The organism is Mycoplana dimorpha (assembly GCF_003046475.1).
Lineage (GTDB): Bacteria > Pseudomonadota > Alphaproteobacteria > Rhizobiales > Rhizobiaceae > Mycoplana > Mycoplana dimorpha.
This window is the reverse complement of sequence record NZ_PZZZ01000003.1, coordinates 537677-562078: the sequence shown is the minus strand read 5'-3', so window position 1 is coordinate 562078 and position 24402 is coordinate 537677. Positions and strand designations below refer to the sequence as shown.

Genomic DNA, 24402 nt, shown 5'->3' with positions numbered 1-24402 from the left:
GTACCGCGAGCACGACAGAAGCCGCTGAGACAGGATGGGATCGGCGAAGTACCGCTCGGAGATGAGCACTTTAATGCGAAGAGCGGCCGCTTCTGGGATTAGAGTTCAATGTAAAGGATGGCCGCAATGGAGGCGCACAGGCGGACTGACTTCGCCGCCGGCGCGATGTCTGCTTTCAGGCAGACCCGATTTCGGCCTCAATGACCGACATGCGGGCGCAAAGCAGCCATACTCTCCGAGAACGACCATTGTCCGCTTTGGGCCGAGGGCGGCCATGCGAACACATTTCACTGAAAAGGATCCCGTTGGCATCATGGGCTCGTTGTGCCGCCACATTAGCCAAGACCTGATCTAGTCGCACTATCACGCTGTTGGGCTTCTGTGCCCGAAATGCAGGCGATGCAACCGGGCAGGCCAAGCCGCCGGTCGGAACTGGAAAACGAGTGTATGAGGGGACCCTTTTTGCCACCCCACCCCCGCCACCGGCAAAGCCCCGGGGGCGGCAGCCACCCCTCCCTACTTGGCCTCGGGCTTCCGTTGGAGCATGCGGGAGACGGCTGTTCGCGTGTAACGGGTTCCAGCGCTGGACACATAGCCAGCCTCCGCCAGCGCGTGGGCGACCTCGTTGAGCGAGCGGCGCTTGCCGTTGACCGGATAGCGATGCAACTTCCTCGCAAGGCTGATCATCTCGGGGCCGCCCTCGATCTCGGAATAGTTCTTCCGCCCTCCGACCTTCGTCCCCGTCTCGCGGCGCTTGCGCTCCCGTGCCCCGCGCAACTTCTCCACCAACATCGCCTTCTCAAATTCGGAAACCGCACCGAGCACCTGCCTGATCAAGGTGGCGGTAGGCGTATCGGCGACGAAGCTATCTGGGCTGTCGACCGCTATCAGATCGATGCCCCGCGCCTTCAGTATCTCGTGGCCAGTTTCCTGCACGATTAGGTCGCGGGCAAAGCGGCTGGCGGTCTCGACAAGGATCGTGCGCACGCCGTTCGATAGTAGCCGCTCGAGCATTGAGGAGAAGCCGGGTCGCTCGTTCACGGCATCGGCACCGCTGATGGCGGCGTCGTAGTAGCTGTCAATGATCTCGTAGCCCACTGTCTTGGCGTAGGCCTCGATGGCCTCCAGTTGGCGCCTCTCGCTATCCTTGTCCTGCCCGACGTTCGTTGAGCTGGAGGTGCGGAGATAGGCCACCGCCTTGATCCATTCCTTGCTGCTCAATGCGTTCATCCTGTACGGCGTATCATTTCCTTGAGCAAATGATACAGTAGGGCAGGTAAATGCCAAAGAGATCTTGACGAATATCAGCCAAGGCTGTGGTGTTGCCGCTCTGTAGAGCGAGGTCGGAACGAAGGTGATGCAGACCGGCAAGGGTGTTTTTGATCTGCTCGACGTCGTCCGGAGTAAAGCAGCGCGCCCAAAGGACGACCGCCTCGGTGATCGCGATGAAGTTGTCGAGTTTGGTGCGGCGATCCGGAACACGCCACCGCTGGCGCTCGATCAGGGAAGCAAGTTCCAGCGCCTGATGAGCCACTTTCCAGTCGCCATGCTTCCCTGCCTCTGCTGCCACTGCGATTAACTCAGATACAAGCTCGGCTTTCGTGGCCGGGTAGGCACGCACTGTCGTCGGCCGGTGCATCACTCCAACTCCTCGTCTAGATCGAGCCACAGGGCGCCCGGCATGGGTGAACCCTCGGCGACCGGTTCGGGGATCGCCGTAGTTTTTGGGCGCTTCTCCGCGCGGATTTGCTTAAGGGGTTTTGCAGTGTTTACGAGACGGGGCGGGTTGGCAAACTGCGCGGTCCACTCCTCTTCGGTCAGCTCAAGCACGCGTGTCGGCAGTGGTGCGGGCTTATGCATGATTTCAAGCTGCCGTGGGGCTTCAAGCCCGAGGAGTTTTGCCTGCTGCGCGATGGCAGCGACCATGGCGGAAGGGTTGTTGCATTGTCTTGCAAAAACAATGACGGCATCGAGGTCTTCGACCAGCGACGCGACGGACTTTTCAGTCCGTCTTGCCGCTTGTCCTTTTATTCCGCCACGCGATTGGCCACCTTAACGTTCCTTAACAGGCGAGCGGCGGCGGCCTCCGCCACATTGCCGCTGACGTGGTAGACGCTCGCATAGGCCTGTGACGCCGGTCGCCCTCGTACGACGGCCCGAGCGAACGCCTCCCACTTAAGGTTTGACAGCGCTGGCATGAACTACAGAATACCCCATCCTATCTCATTCGACGAGCTTGAGCCGCCGCAAGGGCCGGGATCGATTGCGACGAGCGAAAGAATTCTGCCGAGTCCCAGACGGAAAAACCGCCGGCGTGACGCAAGAATTCACAAAACTCGGACACGTCGCTTTCGTACAGATCACGGTAAGTTTGTGGGTTTTGAATAGTCCCCGTCCCCTGGCACCGGAAGCAGACCTGATCAGTTACGGGGTCGATCTCACATCCGTCGCATTGCGTGCATTCGATGCTTGGATGCCGCGCCAGGCAGACATTTCGTTTGGCAACGTCACCGAAGACGGAACCGTCTTGCAGCAGGTCCTCAGAACGATCTGCGAGCCTCATACCACCCTCGGCGCCCAGGACATCAGAATCGCAGTCCCCCCAGAGCATGAGATCACCGGCTTCCGCAGGAGCCAGTTCGAATATGCATTCGGTCAAAGCAGACCAACTTCCCTGTCGTCGGACATGGAACTCCTCGCCAACCCTTGCGTCAGGGCGAAGTCCCCGGATTTCAAGATCTGTGCTCATGGTGATCGTCCTTTCAACAACCGGATCTGCGGCTCCGGCATTGCCGATTTGAAATGCCTCGTCGAAATCAATGTGAGTGGCGTCCATTTGGGCTGCTTTTCGGAAAGCCCGCTCCAGCTACTGCCGGCCGCCTGACATGGCGGATTGTCTAGAGTTGATGTCGGCGAAGGCCGCCCTTAGGTCTTCGGATGTTGCAGATCGCCTCCATCGCCGCTTTGCGGAAAAGTGCCGGCATCACGTCGATCACGTCGTCAGACTTTGCCTCGGCCCAGTCGAACGGGTTCGGTTGCGTCATGCTGCGGCTCGCCGGCTTCGGCTTTCCACCTCTCCACATCGCAAGGAAACAGCGCTTGCATCATCAAGCGGGTCAGTGCCGGCTCGAAAAAGCTCGATGGAACACCAAGGGACCGGATCGTCGCCCTGCCTTCTTCAAGCGTGGCGGGAGGATCGTATGGCAATTCCGGCTCATCGTTCGCTCGCGCGTGCGTATACGTACCCTCTTCATCTCCAGAGCCGAATTTTCCTTCTTCTGGTCCTAGGTCCTGATCCTTATCCTTCTCCTTGCTTCGAAGGGGCTCCGAAGCCCCTCGGAAGGCCCTTTCGAAGTCTGCCAGAAGCGGGTGGTCTTTAAGATGGTAGCGGTCCCGATATTTCTCATAGAAAGCCAACGTTATCGGGCAGATAGGCAAGAGCTCCAACTGCTTCGCGACAGCCGTCACCCTGTTGTCCTTGGGGGCTAGGCGAGGAGCGATCTGAGATGACGCCATGTCGTGCACCCACACCAGCTCGCGGTCCTCGTCGTAGGAGGCCAAACCACTATGGCAGACCCTTCGAAGCCCCTTCGAAGCCCCTTCGAAGGGTATCCCCAAGTCATGGGCCATGTAGCCGATGGCAAGCGGGTAGACGCCGATCATTGTCGAGTGTTGACTGGTCAGAAGGTGGAAGAAAATCGCGATGGCTTCGCCGTCGCCTCTGAGCATCTTCACCTCCGCCTGCCAGATGGTCGGCGGGACAGCTGCAAATGCTCTCATCCGTGCGTCTTTCGATAGATTCGGAACCGATCAACCATCGCGATTGCTTCGCAGGCTTGGAGCGCCGCCAGGCCGAACCGCTGGCGCAGTTTGGGAGCGGTCGGGCGCGGTGACGGGTTTTGGTCGGCAAGCCACATGGCGGCCTGCTCAATGATGACGGAGTGTTCGTGTTCGTCCGCCGAAAGCTCGGCCAGCCCTGCCTCTGAAGTGGACCCCATGATTTTCGGCCCCCTCATAGGCACGCTGCCGTTTCTAAAAAGAAGCGCTGCAGCTTGCCCCGTTCTGCGACCCAGCGGCCGCCGACCTTCTTGGCGGGAATGGCGCCCATTATGAGCAGGTGGAATGTCACCCTCGGAGAGCGCCCGATAATCTTCGCGATCTCCTCCGCTCCCCACACCAAATCAAGTTTGCTCTCTACCTCTGCCATCGGGGTTCCTTTCCGTCAGTGACTGTCAAGGGCAACATTCAGCACGGTGCTGATGCTACTCCACGCTTAGCACCGTGCTGATCTTGACGTCAACGGGGATTTAGCACAGTGCTAATGGAAAAATTGGGAAGGCGCAGATGGCGAAGATTGGAAGAGGCTCTGAACAGGCGATGATCCGGCTGCCGGACGGCATGCGAGACCGTCTGAAGGAAGAAGCGAAAAAAAATGGGCGCAGCATGAACGCGGAAATCGTTGCCCGGCTGGAAGCCACTTTTTACGACCCTACCGGGCATTCGGCGACTGAGGCGTTGAATTCTGTCATAGCGGCCAACTACATAAACGCGACCAAGATAGCTGCAATTCTCAGAGAGGCTTTGGAACGCGTGGAAAGCCTGCCGTTAGGGGATGTGCGCGTGGAAGATATGGAAGGTTACAGCCCAGACGGTAGCCAATAGTCTGCCGGGAGCCCGACGTATGTCCGTCCGCAAGCGCACATGGACCAACGCCAAAGGCGAGGAGAAGACGGCCTGGGTCGTCGACTACACCGACACCAACGGCAAACGCCGGCTAAAAACCTTCAAGCTCAAGAAGGCCGCTGATGCCTTCGCCGCTACGGCCTCTGTCGAAATTAGGGAAGGCGTCCATGTCGCGGACAGCGCAAGCGCGACGGTTGAGGCGGCCGGCAAGCTATGGCTTGCCAGCGCGACAGCTGCAGGTCTGGAGCGCGCAACGATTCAGGATTACGAACGCCACCTTCGACTCCATCTAGTGCCACTCATTGGCGCGACGAAGCTGTCGGCACTGTCGATTGCCAAGATACGGGCTTTCGAGGATGAGCTACGGAGCGTCGGCCGGTCGCCAGCAATGATCAAGAAGGTGCTGGTGAGCCTCGGGACGCTGATTGCCGATGCACAAGAGCGTGGGCTAGTCGGGCGCAATGTCGTTCGCGACATCGGGCTTCGTTGGAAGGACGTCGATCTCGACAAGGGCGAGATTCGGGTGCACCAGCGGGCGGACCGCTTCAATGATATCGGCCGGCCAAAGTCTCTTTCAAGTGAGCGCGCCGTGCCGGCCCCGCCGATGGTGATCAATGCCCTGCGTGAATGGAAGCTGGCCTGCCCGAAGCGGGAAACCGGCAAGGTGGATGACGCAGGAGAGAAGATCCTGGTGCTCGACCTCGTATTCCCGAACGGAACCGGGAAGGTCGAGCAGCTGAACAACATCTTGCGCCGTGGGCTGCATCCGGCCTGGGTCGCCGCGGGCATCGGGGTCGACAGCGGGGAGGTCGACAAGAAGGGCGATTCGATCATGATGCCGAAATATACCGGCATGCATGCGCTGAGGCACTTCTATGCGTCTTGGTGCATCAACCCGAAGGAGGACGGCGGCCTCGGTCTGCCTCCGAAGATCGTTCAAGAGCGCATGGGGCACTCGACGATCGCGCTCACTATGGACCGCTATTCACACCTGTTCCCGAAGGATGATAGCGCCGATGAAATGGCCGCTGCCGAGCGCGCCTTTCTCGCCTAACTGCAACATAGGCGCGACAAGAAGCGTGGAACCCCTGAAAATTCAGGACGCGTAGCGGGTTCCTAATCTGGGGGTCCCGCGTTCGAATCGCGGCGGGATCACCACCCAGTTTTTCGTTTTTCGACCGCATATTTGAAGCATGCTCAAGCGCAATCTATGCGCTCGCCCCCTAATATCGCTCTACAATAATTTTAGAACTCGCGCCGCCACCGCAGGCAGATCATCCCGCTTATAATACCTGTTTCGAACGGCCCGCAATTCTCTGTCTCGGATCCAGGCCACAAAACCACACAACATCGGGCGTTGACAGAAACATGAATATCGCCACAACCATTCCCTGCATTTAGTGCATTTTGGGGAAAGAAATAGCATGGCGAAGTTGGGAATAGTCATTGGTGTGAGTGAAAACAAGGCGCCTTTGCAGAGCTTGGCAGCTTGCAAGAACGATGGCTCGGCGATCGCGGAGGTCCTTAGACAGACCTCAAGATTCGACGAACTGCTGGTTCTTATCGAGAGCGGTGAAACAACCAGTACCGTCGTAAAAGACCAGATATCGGCATTTGTTGGAAGGCATAAGTCATCCGATGTGGAAGAGGTCGTGTTCTACTTCAGCGGCCATGGTGATTTCGTAGGCGATGAATTTTACCACATTTTATCAGATTACGACCCTAGTGCTCGCAACCGCACATCATTGGCCAATACCGAACTTGATGCGATGATTCGCGGCTTGTCGCCAAAATTATTCGTGAAGATAGTAGATGCCTGCCACTCAGGGACGAGTTACATCAAAAGTAGTGAAGGTCTTCGCGAGTTTCTTAAAGGAGGACAAGCGGGCTTTACCGACGTTTATTTCTTGTATTCCTCTCAGAGCGATCAAGTGTCATGGACATCTGGCAACTTAAGCGCATTTACAGAGTGCCTTCTTTCAGAAATAGGCCGACGAGATAGCGGAGCGACCAGGTACCGCGACCTCATGAGTGCAGCATCAGATTACTTCGAATCCACAAACCAAACTCCCCAGTTCGTAACCCAATCTGACTACACGCAGATTTTCTGCGAAGGCTCACCTGCGATGCAGGCTGTAGTCGCTCGGTATTTACCGGCCCTTTCTCTGGCGGAAGCAGCAGCGGATGCACGCGATCAGGGCGGCAAAAATATCTCCTTGATTGAACGAATTCAGCGGGTAGATGAGACTCTTTGTACTAAGGATGAGGCGGAGGCGGCCATAGATAACATCCTCGCCGCAATTTCTCACACACCGGTCCCCGGCCAGCTGTCAGAGATTTTCGAAATGAACAGGCACGTAGGGCCAAAATCGGGGTCCGTACAAGCCATCGGCGAATGGGCTAGCAAACACCATGATAGTGGCTATTTTGTTGAGCCTACTTACACAATGAGGACGTATACAAGGACGGTCCCAAAGGATTACAATCCACTGATGGGCAGTCTCAGTTTATCGTCTCGCTTTATGGGAATGGGCCGCGACATCGAAACCAAGGAAATTGAAGAGCGGCGTCGGGTTATTGAAGATTATCGAAGCACCTGCGATATTCAAAATGAACAGGTGACAGTTCGACTTGAACCAAAATTCAGGTCAGTCACACCGTTTTCATGCACAATAATCATAATTTCCTCTCTATCGCACCTTAGGTTGTTTTGGAGTTTCCGCCAATACAAAAGACGGGACTGGTCAGGAAATAACATCATCCAAACGTCATCGAAGTGGGAAAGCGATGAAGCAGCCATTAAAAAAACCGACCAAATCAAGGCGCTGGCGCACAAGGTCGTCAGGGACTTCTACTCATCGGTAGAGAGCTCCATTCAAGCCGAATGGATGGATTTAACACTTGAGCCTGGCATCGACTTAAAAAAGAAAACTAAGACGCGCTCTCAAGACGAAATATCTGGCGCGGAACCCACAAAGTCATAAGTCCGTCACAGCTGGAGTGCTGGCTGGACATTTGCTACGGCCAGCACAGACCACCTAGTTTCTCTTAGGTAGCGTCCTGTGGAATTGTCTCGGTTACAATCGCGTCAGTATCGCCAACCGGCGGACACCAATCCGGTGGCCCTCACACCTTCTCCTCTTCCTTCTCCGGCGCCGTCACCCGCGGCTTCGGCTTCACCGATGGGACGAGCGACGGGCGGGCCTCGACCTTGGGCGGCGGCGCCTTGATGCCGAGCATGCTCTTGATGCGGTCGGAGACGAGCGGGCGGAAGCGGCTGGCGCGGAAGGGCATGTCGACGGCGCCGTAGCCTTCCGGGCCGTCGTCGTTGCCGCGGTAGAGTTCCATCAGCTTGATGCCGTAGAAGTCGCCGTCGACATAGTGACGGTAGTGGCCGACCCAGCGGACGGTGTAGATCTGCCCCTTGCGGATGCCCTGGTCGATCGAGACGTTCTTGAAGGTGTCGTTGACGCAGACGACCTTCTGACCGACACGAAATGTTGGCATGGGAACCTCCGGTGCGATGCCGGGGAAGCGATCAGCCCCGCCTCCCGCTGCAGTGCGAATTCCAGCGGCGCGCCTGCCTTTCGCGGCGGCGCCGCAATCCGTCAGGACGCCTTGCGGCAGGCGATCGCGGCCGCATCCACGCCCTTGGTCAGGTCGGTCAGCGTGCCTTCGTCGCCCTTGGTCCACCATTCGAACTGGCGGCCGGCATATTTCGCCCCCGATCCGGACAGCACGTTGGTGGCGATCACGAATTCGTCGCCGAAGGTGAGGATCGCAAGCGAGACGCTCTCGGCGTTGATGTAGTCCGCCTTCACCTTGAGGTCGCCGTCGCAATTGTAGGCGACGGTCTGGCGGTCGACGGTGACGGTGTTCGGCACCTGCAGGACGATGTCGGTGGTGTTCTTCAGGACGGAGAGCCGCAGCGCATGGCCGCCGTCCTTGTCGGCGAGGTGCAGTTGGCCATTCTCCAGCTTCCAGGACTTCACGGTGCCGAGCGCGTCGAAGAACTTCTGCTCCTGGTCCATCACCGCCGGAGCGCACATCTTGCGCGTGGCGGCGGCCGGCGCGAAGGTGACCTCGCCCTCCTTGCCGAACTTCAGGTTGCCTCGATAGGTGTTGCAGCCGCCGTTGCCGCCGTAGGACCCGTCGGTGCGGATCTCCAGCGTCGTCTGCAGGTTGTCGATGGCGCCGGTGCCGTTGATGTCCTCGACAATCCAGGTCGCGCTCAATCCCGGCGGCAGGGCGTCGGCTGCCAAGACTGCCGTCGCAGAGCCGAGGGACAGCAGCAGGGCCGCCAGCGCATTCACCGATAACCGCACGGGTATCCTCCAAGATCAGGTCGGCGAAGCATCGCCAGCGGCGACGTTATGGCCGCTCCGTTGAAAACGTCAAGTGCGCGCGTATCCGCGCCCTCAGGAACGCGTATAACGATACCTTGTTGCACGCGGCAATCGGCTGTAGAGCCTCAACACGACAATAAGAAGATAGCGGAAGACGATCATGGCACCCAGCGAGACGACGAAACGCCGCGTCACGATTCTCGGCTCCACCGGTTCGATCGGCACCAGCACCCTGGACGTGATCGGCCAGCTCGGCGGGCGCGACGCCTTCGAGGTGGTGGCCGTCACCGGCAGCGGCAACATCGAATTGCTGGCGAAGCAGGCCCGCGCCGTCGGCGCCGCCCTTGCGGTGACCGCCGACGAGAGCCGCTACGACGAGCTGAAGCAGGCGCTGTCGGGCAGCGGCATCGCCGTCGGCGCCGGGCGCCAGGCCTTGCTGGAGGCGGCCGCCGCCCCCGCCGACTGGGTGATGGCGGCGATCGTCGGCACGGCCGGGCTGGCGCCGACGCTGGCAGCCGCCCAGCGCGGCGCCGATATCGCGCTCGCCAACAAGGAATGCCTGGTTTCCGCCGGCGAACTGTTCGTCGATGCGGTCGCCGCCGGCGGCGGCCGGCTGCTGCCGGTCGACAGCGAGCACAGTGCGGTGTTCCAGGCGCTGGAGGACGACCAGCGCCACGCCGTCGAGCGGATCGTGCTGACCGCCTCGGGCGGGCCGTTCCGCACCTGGTCGCGCGAGCAGATGGCGGGTGTCACCGCTGCCATGGCCCGCGCCCATCCGAACTGGTCGATGGGGCTGAAGATCTCGATCGGCAGCGCCTCGATGTTCAACAAGGCGCTGGAGATGATCGAGGCGAAGCACCTCTTCGACCTGCGCCCGGACCAGATCGAGGTGGTGGTGCATCCGCAGTCGGTGATCCACTCGATGGTCGGCTATACCGACGGATCGGTGCTGGCGCAGCTCGGCTGCCCGGACATGCGCACCGCGATCGGCTATGCGCTGAGCTACCCGAGACGCTCCGCGCTCAATGTCGAGCGGCTCGACTTTGCAAAACTGTCGCGGCTCGACTTCGAGGCGCCGGACGAGGAGCGCTTTCCCGCCCTGCGTCTGGCCCGCACGGCGCTGGGGCGCGGCGGATTGCAGGGCGCGGTGATGAACGCCGCCGAGGAAGCCGCCTTCCATGCCTTCGTCGCCGGGCGCATCGGCTTTTTGCAGATGGCCGAAATCGCCGAGGAGGTGATGGAGGCGATGGCGGGGTGGGCGGCGGCCGTGTCGATGGACGACGTCTTTGCCGCCGATGCCGAGGCACGGCACCGCGCCGGCGAAATCATCGCCAAAAAGGAAATGGCCGCGTAAGCCGCGGCCATCATAACTTTATCAACGGACGGAACGGCCGCCCTCAGGCGACGGCGCGGGCCAGCGCGCAGCGCGACCAGAGCGAATGCAGCGCGCCGACCAGGTGGTCGATGTCGGCGTCCGAATGCAGCGGCGTCGGGGTGATGCGCAGCCGCTCGGTCTTCTTCGGCACGGTCGGATAGTTGATCGGCTGGACGTAGATGCCGAAATTGTCGAGCAGCAGGTCGGAGATCCACTTGCACTTGGCCGCGTCGCCGACCATCACCGGAACGATGTGGCTGGGGTTCGGCATGTGCGGGATGCCGTTCTTGTCGAGCATCGCGCGCAGCCGGCGGACGCGCTCCTGATGAGCGAGACGCTCCTGCTGGCTTTCCTTCAGGTACCGGATCGAGGCGACCGCGCCGGCAGCAAGCGTCGGCGGCAGCGCGGTGGTGAAGATGAAGCCCGAGGCAAACGACCGGATGAAGTCGCACAGCGCGGCGGACGCGGCGATATAGCCTCCCATGACGCCGAACGCCTTGCCGAGTGTGCCCTCGATGACGGTAAGGCGGTGCATCAGCCCCTCCCGCTCGGCAATGCCGCCGCCGCGGGGTCCGTACATGCCGACGGCATGGACCTCGTCGAGATAGGTCATGGCGCCGTACTTGTCGGCGAGGTCGCAGATCTCCTTGATGGGGGCGATGTCGCCATCCATCGAATAGACCGATTCGAAGGCGATCAGCTTCGGCGCCTTCGGGTCGGCGGCGGCAAGCTTGGCTTCGAGGTCCTTCAGGTCGTTGTGCTTCCAGATCACCCGTTCGCACTTCGAATGGCGGATGCCCTCGATCATCGAGGCGTGGTTGCCGGCGTCCGAGAAACAGATGATGCCGGGGATCTTGGAACAGAGCGTGCCGAGTGCGGCCCAGTTGGAGACGTAGCCGGAGGTGAAGAGCAGCGCCGCTTCCTTGCCGTGCAGGTCGGCGAGCTCGCGCTCGAGCAGCACGTGGTAATGGTTGGTGCCGGAAATGTTGCGGGTGCCGCCGGCACCGGCGCCACACTGGTCGATGGCAAGCTTCATCGCCTCGGTGACCGTCGGATGCTGCCCTATGCCGAGATAGTCGTTGGAGCACCAGACCGTGACTTCCTGCAAGCCCGAATCGGTATGCCGCGTCGCCTTGGGGAACCCGCCCCGGTGGCGCTCCAGCTCGGCGAAGACGCGATAGCGGCCCTCCCGATGCAGCCCGTCGAGTTCGTTTTTGAAGAAAGCCTCAAAGTCCATTACCGTCTCCAGACCGGGGCGGAAATCACCCGCCCGCCTTGCCCTCGCACTACACCTCGGGGGCCGCTGCCGCAACGCAAAGGCGCTGCGGCAAATCCGCACCAACCCTTGAACCGTTTCAAGCTACACGGGCAGCAATCATCGCTGATTGATGCATGTCAAGTCCAAGGTAAAAAGAAGGCGGCCAGTGCCGCCCTCCTTAACCGGCTTCAAACAGAGTTTCAAACCGCGCCGGCAGCTGCGACGGCGCGCCTGGCCATCACGTTGACCAGATTGGCCCGGTACTCGGCACTGCCGTGGATGTCCGAGAGCATGTCGGACGGGTCCGTCGTGACGCCGGCGAGGGCATCGGGCGAGAAATTGCCGGCAAGCGCCGATTCCATCCCGCCATGCCGGAACACGCCGTTTGAGCCCGCGCCGGTGACCGCGACCCGCACCCCGCCGGCAGCCTTGGCCACGAAGACGCCGGTCATGGCATAGCGCGACGCCGGGTTCGGGAACTTGCTGTAGCCCGCCCGCTCCGGTCTTGCGAAGCTGACGGCGACGATGATCTCGCCATCCTCCAGCGCCGTCTCGAACAGGCCGGTGAAGAAGTCGTCGGCGGCGATCTCGCGCCGGTCAGTGACGATCGTCGCCGCCAGCGCCAGCATCGCCGACGGGTAGTCGGCCGCCGGGTCGTTGTTGGCGATCGAGCCGCCGAGCGTGCCCATGTGGCGGACGTGCGGATCGCCGATCTGCGAGGCGAGATGGCACAGCGCCGGACAGGCCGCCTTCAGCTCGGCGGACGTCGCGACCTCGGCATGGGTCGTACCCGCGCCGATGCGGATGGTGTCGCCCGACACGGTGATCCCCTTCATCTCGGCGACATGCCTGAGATCGACCAGGTCGGAGGGGGCGGCGAGCCGCTGCTTCATGGTCGGGATCAGCGTCATCCCGCCCGAGACATACTTGCCGTCCTCCGAAGCGCCCTTGAGGCGGACGGCGTCGGCGACCGAGGACGCCCGATGGTAGTTCGTTGCATACATGGCCGTTTCACTCCCTCAATGGGTCGCATGGACCGCTGCCCAGACCTTCTGGGGCGTCGCGGGCATGGTCAGATCATTGTTGCCGATCGCGTCGGTGATGGCGTTCATCAGCGCCGGCGGCGAACCGATGGCGCCGGCCTCGCCGCAACCCTTGATACCGAGCGGGTTGTTCGGGCAGGGCGTGTTCTGATGCGAGACCTGGAAGGACGGCAGGTCGTCGGCGCGCGGCATGGCATAGTCCATATAGCTCGCCGTCAAGAGCTGGCCGGACTGCGGGTCGTAGTGCACGCCTTCAAGCAGCGCCTGGCCGATCCCTTGCGCGATGCCGCCATGCACCTGGCCCTCGACGATCATCGGGTTGATGATGTTGCCGAAGTCGTCGGCGGCGACGAACTGCACGATCTCGGTCTTGCCGGTCTCCGGGTCGATCTCGACCTCGCAGATGTAGCAGCCGGCCGGGAAGGTGAAGTTGGACGGGTCGTAGAAGGCGCCCTCCTTCAGCCCCGGCTCCATGCCGGCGGGCAGGTTGTGGGCGGTATAGGCCGACAGCGCCACCTGGAACCACGGCACCGACCTGTCGGTGCCGGCCACCTTCAGCTCACCGTTCTCGATGACGACGTCGCTCTCATCCGCCTCCATCAGGTGGGCGGCGATCTTCTTCGCCTTGGCCTCGACCTTGTCGAGCGCCTTGACGATCGCCGACATGCCGACGGCGCCGGAGCGCGATCCGTAGGTGCCCATGCCCATCTGCACCTTGTCGGTGTCGCCGTGAACGATCGAGACATTGTCGATCGGCACGCCGAAGCGATCGGCGACGAGCTGGGCAAAGGTGGTCTCGTGGCCCTGGCCGTGGCTGTGCGATCCGGTCAGCACCTCGATGGTGCCGACGGCGTTGACGCGCACCTCGGCCGATTCCCACAGGCCGACGCCGGCGCCGAGCGAACCGACCGCGGCCGAGGGCGCAATCCCGCAGGCCTCGATGTAGCAGCTCATGCCGATGCCGCGCTTCTTGCCGCGCTTCTCGGCCTCCGCCTTGCGGGTGGCAAAGCCGGCCCAGTCGGCCTGCTTCATCGCCGCCTCGAGCGAGGCCTCGTAGTCGCCGGCGTCGTAGTTCATGATGACCGGCGTCTGGTAGGGGAAGGAGCGGATGAAATTCTTCCGCCGCAGTTCGGCCGGCGAGACGCCGAGTTCGCGCGCTGCCGTCTCGATGGTGCGCTCGAGCAGATAGGTGGCCTCCGGCCGCCCGGCGCCGCGATAGGCGTCTACCGGTGCGGTGTTGGTATAGACCGCCCGGACGTTGGCGTGGATCGCCGGGATGGCATACTGGCCGGACAGCAGCGTCGCATAGAGATAGGTCGGCACCGCCGCGGAGAACAGCGACATGTAGGCGCCAAAATTGGCGATCGTGTCGACCTTCAGGGCGGTGATCCGGTTGTCGCTGTCGAAGGCCATCTTGACGGTCGAGACATGGTCGCGGCCGTGGGCATCCGTCAGGAAGGCCTCGGTGCGGTCCGACGTCCACTTGACCGGCACGCCGGTCCGCCTGGACGCCCACAGGCAGACGATCTCCTCCGGATAGATGTAGATCTTCGAGCCGAAGCCGCCGCCGACGTCGGGGGCGATGACCCGAAGCTTGTTTTCCGGCGCGACGTTGTAGAAGGCGCTCATCACCAGGCGCGCGACATGAGGGTTCTGGCTGGTGGTGTAGCAGGTGTAGTGGTCCTCGGCGCTGTCGTAAATGCCGAGCGCGGCGCGCGGCTCCATCGGATTCGGCGACAGCCGGTTGTTGACGATCTTCATCTCGGTGACGTGGGCGGCGGCCGCGATCGCCGCATCCGTGTCGGCCTCGCTGGTGCCGAGCGCCCAGTCGTAGATGAGATTGCCGGCCGCTTCTGGATGAAGCTGCGGCTGGCCGGGCTGCAATGCCGTTACCGCGTCGGTGACAGCGGGCAGTTCCTCGTAGTCGACCACGACCTGATCGGCCGCGTCGCGTGCTTCGCCGACGCTGTCGGCAATGACGACGGCGACGGCATCGCCGACATAGCGCACGGTCTCATGCGCCAGCGGCCGCCAGGCGCCCATCTTCATCGGGCTGCCGTCCTTGGAATGGATCATCCAGCCGCAGATCAGGTTGCCGATCCCGTCGGCGAGCAGCTGCTGGCCGTTGAGGACGGCGATGACGCCGGGCATCTTCTCCGCCTCGGACGCATCGATGCTCCTGATCTTCGCATGCGCATGCGGCGAACGGACGAACACCGCATACTTCATGCCCGGCACGACCATGTCGTCCGTGTAGCGGCCCTTGCCGGTCAAAAACCGCTTGTCTTCCTTGCGCGCCACCCGCGCGCCGATACCTTCCGCACCCATCAGTCATCTCCTCCCGAGATACTTCGAGCCGACAGGAAGCAGCCATCCGGATCGACCAACAGAGCGCCCCTTCTGGCCGCCAACACCATCGGACTTGCCCAAGGCTATTGGCTATTTCTCTGCGACGAACCTACTCGGCCGCCTGTCGACCGGCGCCCATCTCCGCCGCCGCGGCGAGAATCGCCTTGACGATGTTGTGGTAGCCCGTGCAGCGACAGATGTTGCCTTCCAGGTTTTCGCGCACAGTCTTCTCGTCGAGCCTGCCGCCATAGCGGTTGATCATGTCGACGGCGGTCATCACCATGCCCGGCGTGCAGAAGCCGCACTGCAGGCCGTGATTGGCCTTGAAGGCGGCCTGCACCGGATGCAGTTCGCCGTCTTTTGCCAGGCCTTCGATGGTCAGGATCTCGGACCCGGCGGCCTGCACCGCCAGGGTGGAACAGCTCTTGATCGACCTGCCGTCCATGTGCACGACGCAGGCGCCGCATTGCGAGGTGTCGCAGCCGACATGGGTTCCGGTCAGGCCGAGCTTGTCGCGGATGAAGTGGACGAGCAGCGTGCGGTCCTCCACCTCACCGCTGACCTGCCGGCCGTTGACCGTCATCGTAACTTTCGTCATTCGTTCCTCCCTCGTGGTTCCACGCGCGAGGCACCTCGGATCCGAAAGCAGCTAAGGCAGCGAATTCGAAAACCCGACACACCTGCGAAATCCTGCGGCTGCGGTCGGGCCCGGCGTCCCTCCTCGACGTCCTGCCCGGCAGCCAGCGCATCATTCGTCCTTTTCAATCTGTGATCAACCGCTTCTTTGCCGGCGGCGCGAAAATCTTGGTCGCGAGCAGAGATAGACGGCAGGCGAGCCGGCTTTATTCAGCAACCAAAAAAATACTTTGCGCCCATGGACTTCCCGGTTTTCGTCCGTATTCTCCGCGCCCGTGACAGAACCTACAAGTGATCGGCCACGGCCGATCCGGGGACACGCGACAAGCTGGCGCCGGCAGCGCGCCCGCTCAACCATGGAGAGCTTTGCATGAAGAAAGCCATCGCGCTCGTGCTGATCGGCCTGTCGGTCGCAAGCTGCACGCAGACGGAGAAGGGGGCCGGCATCGGCGCAGCCACCGGTGCGATCATCGGCGGCGCGGTCACCGGCAACGTCCGGGGTGCCGCGGTCGGTGCCGCCATCGGCGGCGTCGGCGGCGCCCTGATCGGCCACGTAACCGACCAGCCCGGTCAGTGCTACTATCGCGACCGCTACGGCCGCCGCTACATCGACAACTGCTGATCCTCAAGCGCATCGCATTGGCACATCGACGAGACCCCGGCTTGCCCGGGGTCTTTTTGCATGAATGCAACGCCTGCCGTGGAAATCCGCCTGCCGGTTCAATTTTTCCGCCCCCCCGGGCTAGAACCGCCGTTAATCTTAGGGAAATGCTAACGCGCTAGGCTCAGAGCGAGCCTGCGTGGCGCGCCGGTCCGTCGTTCGGACTTGAGGGCCGCACACTCTGAGGAAGGGCCGGGGCGACCGGCCGTTCGTCGGAACGGGAAGGGCAACGAAAGCGTATGCGGCAGCGTAACCGGCCGAGATGGGGTAGTGCGTATCTGCGGGCGGGCACCAGTCTGGTGATCGCTTCCGTGCTTGTCGCGCTGCCGCTTGCCGCCACGCCGGCCTACGCCATCAAGATTTTCGGCCTGACGCTTTTCGAGAGCAAGGAGGAGGAACCGGAGGTCATCGATCCGGTCAACTACACCCTGACGCTCGATACCGGTACCGAAGACACCGAACTGAAGGACGCGATCGAGGCCAGTTCGCTTCTGAAGCAGGACGAAGGCAAACCGGTTTCCGGCGACCTCGGCCTCGTCATCAAGGCGCGCGACGACCGCGACCGCATCCTTGCCGCGCTCTACGAGAAGGCCCGCTATGGTGGCGTCGTGGAGGTGCGGATCGCCGGGACGCCGCTGGAGGCGCTGCCGCCCATTCCCGATTTCCCCGCCGGCAAGGTGCCGGTCCGCGTGACGGTTCGCCCCGGTCCGGTCTTCACCTTCAACAAGGTGACGCTTGCGGGCGACGCCGCCGGGCGCAACCCTGCAGACTACGGGCTCGTCCGCGGCGCCCGGGCGGACTCGACCATCATCATCAAGGCCGGCGAGCAGGTGGTGGCGGACTTGAAGGCCGAGGGCCGCCCGCTTGCGAAGCTCGTCGACCGCAGCGCCACCGCCGATCACAAGACCAACACGGTCGACGTCGTCATCCGTGCCGAAGGCGGGCCGGTGGCGGATGTCGGCGACGTCGCCGTGACCGGCACGAAGAACGTCGATCCCGGCTTCGTAAAATACTATTCGCGAATCAATGCGGGGCAGCCCTATTCGCCCGAGCGGCTCGCCAAGGCCGCCGACAGGCTGCGCCAGCTCGGCGTCTTCTCCAGCGTCACCATCCGCGAGGCGAACCAGCTGGCCCCGAACGGCACGCTGCCGCTGACGATCGAGGTTTCGGAGGGCAAGCAGCGCTATTTCGGGGCGGGTGCGCAGCTCTCCACCATCGATGGCTTCGGCCTGCAGGGCTACTGGGGACACCGCAACCTGTTCGGCCGCGCCGAATCGCTGCGGATCGAGGGGGCGATCAACGGGATCGGCCAGGGCAACGGCGTCAACGAACTCGACTATTCCGCCGGTTTCATCTTCGCCAAGCCGGGGGCGTTCGGTCCCGCCTCCACCTTCACCGCCAGCCTCAAGGCCGCCGTGACCGACACCGACGCCTACGACGCCAAGACGCTCACGCTCGCCGCGGGCGCGAGCTTCGAGCTGACCGACATCGACACGCTGTCCTTCGGTACCGAGGGCGCGTGGATGGACGTCGACGACGCCTTCGGCCACAACACCTATCTGACGGCCGCCCTGCCGATCGAATATGTCCGCGACACCCGCGACGACAAGCTCAACCCGATGCGCGGCTACCGGGCGATGATCAACGCCAAGCCGAGCTACGAGTTCGTCGGGGGCACCGTGTTTTCGAGCTTCGAGAGCGCGGTCTCCAGCTACCGGGCGTTCGGTGCGGAGGATCGCCTGATCCTGGCCGGCCGGCTCGGTGCCGGGACGCTGGTGGGCGGCGACAGGCTGGTGGATATCCCGGCGCCGCGCCGCTTCTATCTCGGCGGTGGCGGGACGGTGCGCGGCTACGCCTTCCAGGACATTTCGCCGCGCAACGACGACGGAAAGCCGCTCGGCGGGCGCTCCTATGTGCTGGCATCGGCAGAGGCGCGCGTCGGCGTCACCGAGAAGATCGGCATCGTGCCGTTCCTCGATGTCGGCACGGTCGGGCGTGACGAACTGCCCGATTTCAACGACATCCGGGCCGGCGCCGGCCTCGGGTTCCGCTATGCAACGCCATTCGGGCCGATCCGGGTCGACGTTGCCGTGCCGCTGAACCCCTATCCGGGCGGCGACTCCTTCGGCATCTATGCCGGTATCGGCCAGGCATTTTGAACCGGCCAGGGGACACCGCGCTCGACCGACGGAGGGCGGTGGCTTGAAACTGCCAGGCCGGACCGGAAACGGATTCCGGTTTCGGGAAGGATGCGGTAGGACTTGAATCATGGACCGGTTTCTCAAAATCCTGCAGCAGGCGCTTCGTTACATCGGCTACGTCGTTGCCCTGGTCGTATTCCTTCTCGTGATCGCGATCGGCTTCGTCGGCTTCACCGACCCCGGAGCGCGCCTGGCCGCCTCCTTCGTCGAGGATGCGACGGCCGGCTCAAACACCCGCGTTGCGATTTCGAAACCGTCGGGGCTGCTGACGGGGCGCTTCCGGGCCGGCGCGATCACGCTTGCCGACCGGGACGGGATCTTCGCCGAACTGCATGACGTCTCCGTCGACTGGGCGCCGCTGGACCTGTTTTTCCTCCAGTTCAACGCCGAACGGGCATCGGCCGGGTCGCTCGCCATGTCCCGCCGCCCGGTTGCAGCCGTCAAGCAGCCGCAGACCTCCCCCGGGAAATCCTTCAGGCTGCCCATTACCGCCCAGGTCGACAGCCTCGAAATTCCCGACATCAGGCTCGCCGAGGCGGTGGCCGGCAAGGAGCAGCACCTGCGCCTGACGGGCAGCGGCGGCTACGACCGGCAGAGCGTGGCGCTGCAAGTGGCGCTGGCGGACAAGGACCACGCCGGCACCTCGGCCGTCGCCGACCTGGCCTTCAATCCCGGCGCGAACGAACTGAGGCTGAACGCCGACGTCTCAGAACCGCCCGGCGGAATGCTGGCACACGCGCTGGGTCTCCCCGGCGAGCCGGCCGTCGCCTTGAAGCTGACCGGCGACGGGCCACTGTCGCAATGGAACGGTCGACTGACCGCATCCGTCGACGACAGCCAGGTGGTCGAGCTCGACGCCCGCCATGCGCTTTCGCCGGCGGGGGTGCACACCGTGGCGCTGAAGGGCGGCGGAACCTTCGAGGCGCTGTTGCCGCCGCAATTGCGCCCGCTGTTCACAGGCACCACGGCGATCGACGTCAGCGCCGCCACCGACGGCGCGAGCGTGCTGCGGATCGACCGCGGGCTGGTCACCACCGCAGCTCTGGCGCTGAACGCCGGCGGCACGCTGCAGACCAAGGGCGACAACGACCTGAATGTGCGGCTGACCGGTGCCGGACAGAAGCCGATTCCGATCCGCTGGCCGCTTGCGGAAGGAACGCTCGCCGCCGACCTCTACGGGGTGCAAGTCGTCGCCTCCGGCCCGGCTGATGCGACCGCGGTCAACGTCAACGTCAATCTCGCCAATGCGACCCTGCCGCAGGGTCGGGTTGAAAGCGTGCTTTTGACCGCCAGCAGCGCCGATCTCAACCTGTCGACGAAAAGCGGCCATGCGAGCGTCGTCCTGACGGCGGAACGCTCGGCGATGTCGAACCCGCATCTCGACCGCCTCGTCGCCACGCCGCTGAAGGTCGAGGGAGCGCTCGCATTTTCGTCCGGACAGGTCGCCTTCGAACCGGTCTCGATCGAAAGCGGCAGCATCGGCGGACAGATCACCGGCGCCTACCACATCGCCTCTAAGACCGGCACGGCCGCCTTCCAGCTCTTCGCCGCCCCTGGCGTCCTGCCGGACGCTGCCGCTGCGAAGGTGGAAGGGACGATCGCCCTCAACGGGCAGGCCGCCATCCGGCCGGGCCGCGTCTCGCTGACGGATCTGACGCTGAAATCGAACATCGCCGAAGCGACCGGCGCGGCCGAACTTGCGAACGGATCGCTGCAGGTGAAGCTCGCCGGCCGCCTGCTCGACGCCGGTGCCTTCATCGCCGGCGGCAGCGGCCAGGTTGCCTTCGACGCCACCGCTAGCGGTCCACTGGACGGCCCCAACGTGCAGGCGAAGGTGACTTCCGACCGGCTGGCGCTTTCGGGCCGCACCCTCGACAACATCACCCTCGACCTGCAGGGCAAGGCCTCGGCAAGCGCGCCCGCCGGCGAATTCACAGTCACCGCAGCGATGAACGGCCAGCCGATCGACCTGCGCTCCAGCGTCCGCTCCGACGCTGGCCAGATCGTGGTGCCGACGCTGGAGGGGACCGTCGGCAAGAACCGGCTGCAAGGTTCGCTGACGCTTGGCGAGGGCTTGATGCCGGACGGCACGATCGGCTTCGAGTTCCCGGAACTCGCCACGCTGGCGACGCTCGCCGGCCAGAGCCTTTCCGGCGACCTCACCGGCTCGCTGACCTTCAAGAACACGGATGGCAAGGGCTCGCTCGCGCTTACGGCGCAGGGAACCGAAATCCGCCGCGACGCCGCGGCGATCCTCAAGCCGGTGCTGACGGCCGAAGTCGAGGACCTGCGGGCGCTTGTCGTATCGGGCACGCTGGCAGCCGACGTGCTCCGCGCCGGCGAGAACGACCTGGAGGCGCCGGTCGTCGCCTTCACCCATTCGGGCAACACCACGGGCCTCAATGTTTCCGGCCGCTTCGAGAACGCCCCGCTCGCGCTCAAGGGCGATGTCATGCGCCACGAGGACGCAACGGTCATCGCGCTGAAGACGCTCGATGCCGTGGTGGCCGGCTTCCCGCTGACACTTAAGGAGGCCGCCTCGATTACCATGGCCGGCGGCGACATCCGGTTCGACCATCTCAAGGTCAACGCCGCCGGCGGCGTCATTTCGGTTTCCGGCTCGGCCAATCCGGCCGGCCACAGCAGCCTCGCGGTCAACCTGACCGGCGCCGACGGTCCAGCGGAGTATCGCCTGCCGCTCGACGGCGGCGGCACGGCGGTGGCGCGCATCAAGACGGCGCAGCTGACCTTGTCGGGCGAATTGAAGGCGGCGGCGGTCTCGCTTGCGGCCACAATCCAGTCCGCGCAGACGCCGCAGGCGGCGGTCTCCGATGCCGACATCGTCGTCAGCAGCGAATCCTTCGACCTGATCGGGCGGCGCGGCAATATGAAGCTCGGCGCCAAGCTCGGCATGCTCGATCTGATGAACGTTGATGCGAACCGGCTGCTGCAGGCGCCATTGAACGCGACCGCGGCACTTTCGGTAACCCCCGAGCGCATCGATTTCAGCGACGTCGCGATCGACGGGGCCGCCATGAACATGAAGGCCGATGGCCATTTCGTCCGGGAAGACGGCTCGGCGGGAGTAAAGCTCGAGGCGACGGCGGCGGCGGGCGCGCTGCCGGCGGCGCTTGCCGCACGCCTCGACAAGCCGCTGCGGCTGACGGCCGATCTGGTGCGCGCGCCTGACGGCACCGTTACCGCCCAGTCCTTCGACCTCGCCTCCGACGCCGTCACGGCCAAGGGTACCGCGAAACTTGCCGATCAGAAACTCGAGGCCAGCCTTTCCGGCACCCTGCCCGACCTCGGCAAGCTGCTCGCCGACGCAAGCGGCCGCGCCACCTTCGAGGCGACGGCCTCCGGTCCCCTGACCGCGCTCGGCGTCAAGGCCGAGTTGCAGTCAAGCGGCGCCGAGCTTGCCGGCCGCGCCCTGAGCGACCTCGTCGTCACCCTCGACGGCACCGCCGACCGCAACGCGCCGTCCGGCAACCTCATGGCGACGGGCGCGATCGGCGGACAGGCGATCAATGTCAGGTCGAGCATCGTTTCGCAGGACGGAACCGTTTCGATCCCGTCCATCGACGCGCGGATCGGCGAAAACGTGCTGACCGGCGCGCTGAAGCTCAACGCGGATTTCCTGCCCGACGGCACCGTGACGTTCAATTTCCCCGACATCGGGCTGCTTGCGGCAATGGCCGGCCAGCAGGCCAAGGGCGATCTTGCCGGTTCGGCGACGATCCATGCCGCCGGGGGCAAGACGGCCCTCACCGTGCAGGCGAGCGGCTCGGGCATGACGCGCGACCAGCTTCGCATCGAGCGTCCACGGATCGACCTGAAGAGCGACAATCTTCGCGCGCTCGCCATTTCGGGCACGGTGCAGGCGGAAGCGCTTGCCTCCGGCGCCAACCGGCTCGAGGCGCTGGCCGTGAGCTTCGAGCAGCAGGGGCCGAAGACCACCTTCGACCTGAAGGCCCGCCACGACGGCGCGCCGGTGTCGATCAACGGTTCGGTGGAGCAACGGCCGGATGGCATGGCGATCGGCCTCGACACGCTCGAGGCGGCCCCGCGCGGGATCGCCCTCCGGCTCGCCCGGCCGAGCGTGCTGACGGTTCGCGGCGGCACCGTCGCGACGGATGGCGTCACGATCCAGACCGGCAGCGGCACGGTTGCCGTCAGCGGCACGGCGGGTGAACGGCTTGCCCTGGCCGTGCGGGTCGACGCCGTGCCGGCGAGCCTCGCAAACGTTGTTGCTCCCGAGCTCGGCGCCGAGGGCACCATCGCCGGCACCGTCGAAGTCAAAGGCACCGCCGCCGCACCGCAGGCGACCTATGCGCTGACCTGGAACGGCGCGGCGACGAGCCAGACGCGGGCCGCCGGCGTCGGCGCGCTGACGATCAGTGCCGACGGCAGTTTCGACGACAATGCGGTCAGCGTGCAGACGCGGCTTTCCGGCCCCGACGGGCTTGCCTTCAGCGGCGGCGGCACGGCCGGTGTCACCGGCGCCATGCAGCTCGACCTCAACGTCTCCGGCACCCTGCCCTTCGCGGTGATCCAGGCGCCGCTCGGCGAGCAGGGCTTCGTGCTCAGCGGCAACGCGACGGTCGAGCTGGCGGTGCGCGGACCGGCGCAGACCCCATCCATCACCGGCACGGTCTCCACGTCCGGCAGCCGCATGGTGGACGTGCGGCGCAACCTCGCGATCGAGGACCTCGCCGGCCGCGTCTCGCTCGACGGCCGCGAGGCCGTGATCCAGCAGTTGAGCGGCCGGGTCGCCACCGGCGGCCGCATCACCGCGACCGGCACCGTCGGCATCGTCGCCGGCTCGAACTTCCCGGCCGACCTGTCGATCAAACTGGACAACGTCACCTATGTCGACGGCCGGCTGGTGAACGCCAATATCGACGGCAACCTGACCCTCAAGGGCCCGCTGCTGGCCGGGCCGGTGCTGGGCGGGCGCATCGACATCCGCCGCGCCAACATCACCATCCCGCAGAAGCTGCCGGGCTCGCTTTCCGAGATCGACATCAAGCACCGCAACGCACCGCGCAGCGTCGAGGCGATGGCGGCCGCCCTCCGGGACGACCAGGGCAGCAGTGGCGGCGAACCGCGCGCCATCGGCCTCGACCTGCAGGTCGACGCGCCCGGCCGCATCTTCGTGCGCGGCCGCGGCGTCAATGCCGAACTCGGCGGCCGCCTGACGCTGCGCGGCACCTCGCTGGACCCGGTCGTCTCCGGCGGCTTCGACCTGCGGCGCGGGCGGCTGGAGATCCTGGCGAAGCGGCTGGATTTCACGCGCGGCCACATCGGCTTCACCGGCGGCCTCGTTCCGACGATCGATTTCGTCGCGACCACCAGCGCCGCCGCGACGACGATCAACATCTCCATTACCGGCCCCGCCAACGACCCGACGGTGAGCTTCACCTCCTCGCCGGCCCTGCCGCAGGACGAGATCCTGGCGCGGCTGATCTTCGGCCGCTCGATGACCAACCTCTCCGCCTTCCAGATCGCCCAGCTGGCCGCGGCCGTAAGCGATCTCGCCGGCGGCGGCAGCGGTTCCCTGCTCGAGGGCCTGCGCAGCAAGCTCGGCATCGACGACCTCGACATCACCACCGATTCGAAGGGCCGTGCCCAGGTCTCGGCCGGCAAGTACCTGAACGACCGCACCTATCTCGAGCTGAAGCAGGATCCGGAAACGGGCGGCGGCAAGGCGGCGATCAACCTCGACATCGGCCGGGGCGTGAAGCTGCGCGGCGAGGCCGGCAGCGACGGCGGCGGCGCCGCCGGCATCTTCTACGAAAAGGAATACTGACGATCGGCCCCGACGGGATGGCAGCTGGCGCTTCGTCGAGT

Annotated in this window: 19 protein-coding genes; 8 read left to right on the top strand and 11 right to left on the bottom strand. The window is 64.1% G+C overall.

The genetic code is table 11. The features are described from left to right. Positions 1-516: 516 nt before the first annotated feature. Genes C7449_RS09500 through C7449_RS21920 form a run of 3 tightly spaced genes read right to left on the bottom strand, consistent with a single transcriptional unit; the run spans position 517 to position 1926 of the window. Positions 517-1230, bottom strand: coding sequence for a recombinase family protein (locus C7449_RS09500; RefSeq protein WP_108002534.1), 714 nt, complete (start codon positions 1228-1230; stop codon positions 517-519). A 13-nt stretch (positions 1231-1243) separates the two neighbouring features. Then, the gene (locus C7449_RS09495; protein WP_108002533.1) at positions 1244-1639 is read right to left on the bottom strand and encodes a hypothetical protein; all 396 of its coding nucleotides are present in this window, start codon (positions 1637-1639) and stop codon (positions 1244-1246) included. Beyond that, entirely contained in the window at positions 1639-1926 is a 288-nt protein-coding gene (locus C7449_RS21920) for a hypothetical protein (protein ID WP_210204709.1), read from the bottom strand. The genes C7449_RS09495 and C7449_RS21920 overlap by 1 nt, the downstream gene beginning before the upstream one ends. 388 nt (positions 1927-2314) lie before the next feature. Between C7449_RS21920 and C7449_RS09485 the strand changes: the two genes are divergently transcribed. Then, positions 2315-2884 carry a hypothetical protein gene (locus C7449_RS09485; protein WP_108002532.1) on the top strand — a complete coding sequence of 190 codons (570 nt, stop codon included), beginning with the start codon at positions 2315-2317 and terminating at the stop codon, positions 2882-2884. Positions 2885-3000: 116 nt separating this feature from the next. On the opposite strand, the gene C7449_RS09480 is transcribed toward C7449_RS09485, so the two are convergent. Both C7449_RS09480 and C7449_RS09470 read right to left on the bottom strand, forming a co-directional pair. Beyond that, positions 3001-3780, bottom strand: a complete 780-nt coding sequence (locus tag C7449_RS09480; RefSeq protein WP_108002531.1) for a hypothetical protein — start codon at positions 3778-3780, stop codon at positions 3001-3003. Positions 3781-4012: 232 nt separating this feature from the next. Continuing rightward, positions 4013-4207 (bottom strand): hypothetical protein, encoded by a 195-nt coding sequence (locus tag C7449_RS09470; RefSeq protein ID WP_108002530.1) that lies wholly within the window; start codon positions 4205-4207, stop codon positions 4013-4015. A 137-nt stretch (positions 4208-4344) separates the two neighbouring features. Between C7449_RS09470 and C7449_RS09465 the strand changes: the two genes are divergently transcribed. From C7449_RS09465 to C7449_RS09455, 3 genes are all read left to right on the top strand, one after another. Beyond that, positions 4345-4662, top strand: a complete 318-nt coding sequence (locus tag C7449_RS09465) for an Arc family DNA-binding protein (protein WP_108002529.1) — start codon at positions 4345-4347, stop codon at positions 4660-4662. Positions 4663-4681: 19 nt separating this feature from the next. Beyond that, positions 4682-5737, top strand: a complete 1056-nt coding sequence (locus C7449_RS09460; RefSeq protein WP_108002528.1) for a site-specific integrase — start codon at positions 4682-4684, stop codon at positions 5735-5737. A 370-nt stretch (positions 5738-6107) separates the two neighbouring features. Further along, entirely contained in the window at positions 6108-7667 is a 1560-nt protein-coding gene (locus C7449_RS09455) for a caspase family protein (RefSeq protein ID WP_108002527.1), read from the top strand. A gap of 142 nt (positions 7668-7809) precedes the next feature. On the opposite strand, the gene C7449_RS09450 is transcribed toward C7449_RS09455, so the two are convergent. Together C7449_RS09450 and C7449_RS09445 are read right to left on the bottom strand one after the other, a co-directional pair. Next, positions 7810-8190: a CAP-Gly domain protein gene (locus C7449_RS09450; RefSeq protein ID WP_108002526.1), complete on the bottom strand. Its 381-nt coding sequence runs from the start codon at positions 8188-8190 to the stop codon at positions 7810-7812. 101 nt (positions 8191-8291) lie between these two features. Continuing rightward, positions 8292-9008 (bottom strand): META domain-containing protein, encoded by a 717-nt coding sequence (locus tag C7449_RS09445; RefSeq protein ID WP_108002525.1) that lies wholly within the window; start codon positions 9006-9008, stop codon positions 8292-8294. 181 nt (positions 9009-9189) lie between these two features. Between C7449_RS09445 and dxr the strand changes: the two genes are divergently transcribed. Beyond that, positions 9190-10383 (top strand): 1-deoxy-D-xylulose-5-phosphate reductoisomerase, encoded by a 1194-nt coding sequence (dxr, locus tag C7449_RS09440; RefSeq protein ID WP_108002524.1) that lies wholly within the window; start codon positions 9190-9192, stop codon positions 10381-10383. Between the two features lie 43 nt (positions 10384-10426). Here dxr and hemA read toward each other — a convergent pair whose 3' ends face one another. The 4 genes from hemA to C7449_RS09420 all read right to left on the bottom strand — a co-directional run bounded on the left by hemA (position 10427) and on the right by C7449_RS09420 (position 15652). Beyond that, positions 10427-11641 (bottom strand): 5-aminolevulinate synthase, encoded by a 1215-nt coding sequence (gene hemA / locus C7449_RS09435; protein ID WP_108002523.1) that lies wholly within the window; start codon positions 11639-11641, stop codon positions 10427-10429. A gap of 221 nt (positions 11642-11862) precedes the next feature. Next, complete coding sequence (locus tag C7449_RS09430) at positions 11863-12666, bottom strand: FAD binding domain-containing protein (protein WP_108002522.1); 804 nt, start codon at positions 12664-12666, stop codon at positions 11863-11865. 15 nt (positions 12667-12681) lie between these two features. Then, complete coding sequence (locus C7449_RS09425; RefSeq protein ID WP_108002521.1) at positions 12682-15033, bottom strand: xanthine dehydrogenase family protein molybdopterin-binding subunit; 2352 nt, start codon at positions 15031-15033, stop codon at positions 12682-12684. Positions 15034-15163: 130 nt separating this feature from the next. Further along, positions 15164-15652, bottom strand: a complete 489-nt coding sequence (locus tag C7449_RS09420; protein WP_108002520.1) for a (2Fe-2S)-binding protein — start codon at positions 15650-15652, stop codon at positions 15164-15166. Positions 15653-16060: 408 nt separating this feature from the next. Between C7449_RS09420 and C7449_RS09415 the strand changes: the two genes are divergently transcribed. The 3 genes from C7449_RS09415 to C7449_RS09405 all read left to right on the top strand — a co-directional run bounded on the left by C7449_RS09415 (position 16061) and on the right by C7449_RS09405 (position 24361). Further along, positions 16061-16312, top strand: a complete 252-nt coding sequence (locus C7449_RS09415; protein WP_108002519.1) for a glycine zipper domain-containing protein — start codon at positions 16061-16063, stop codon at positions 16310-16312. Positions 16313-16590: 278 nt separating this feature from the next. Beyond that, complete coding sequence (locus C7449_RS09410; protein WP_108002518.1) at positions 16591-18510, top strand: autotransporter assembly complex protein TamA; 1920 nt, start codon at positions 16591-16593, stop codon at positions 18508-18510. Positions 18511-18619: 109 nt separating this feature from the next. Then, the gene (locus C7449_RS09405; RefSeq protein WP_108002517.1) at positions 18620-24361 is read left to right on the top strand and encodes a translocation/assembly module TamB domain-containing protein; all 5742 of its coding nucleotides are present in this window, start codon (positions 18620-18622) and stop codon (positions 24359-24361) included. Positions 24362-24402: the final 41 nt, after the last annotated feature.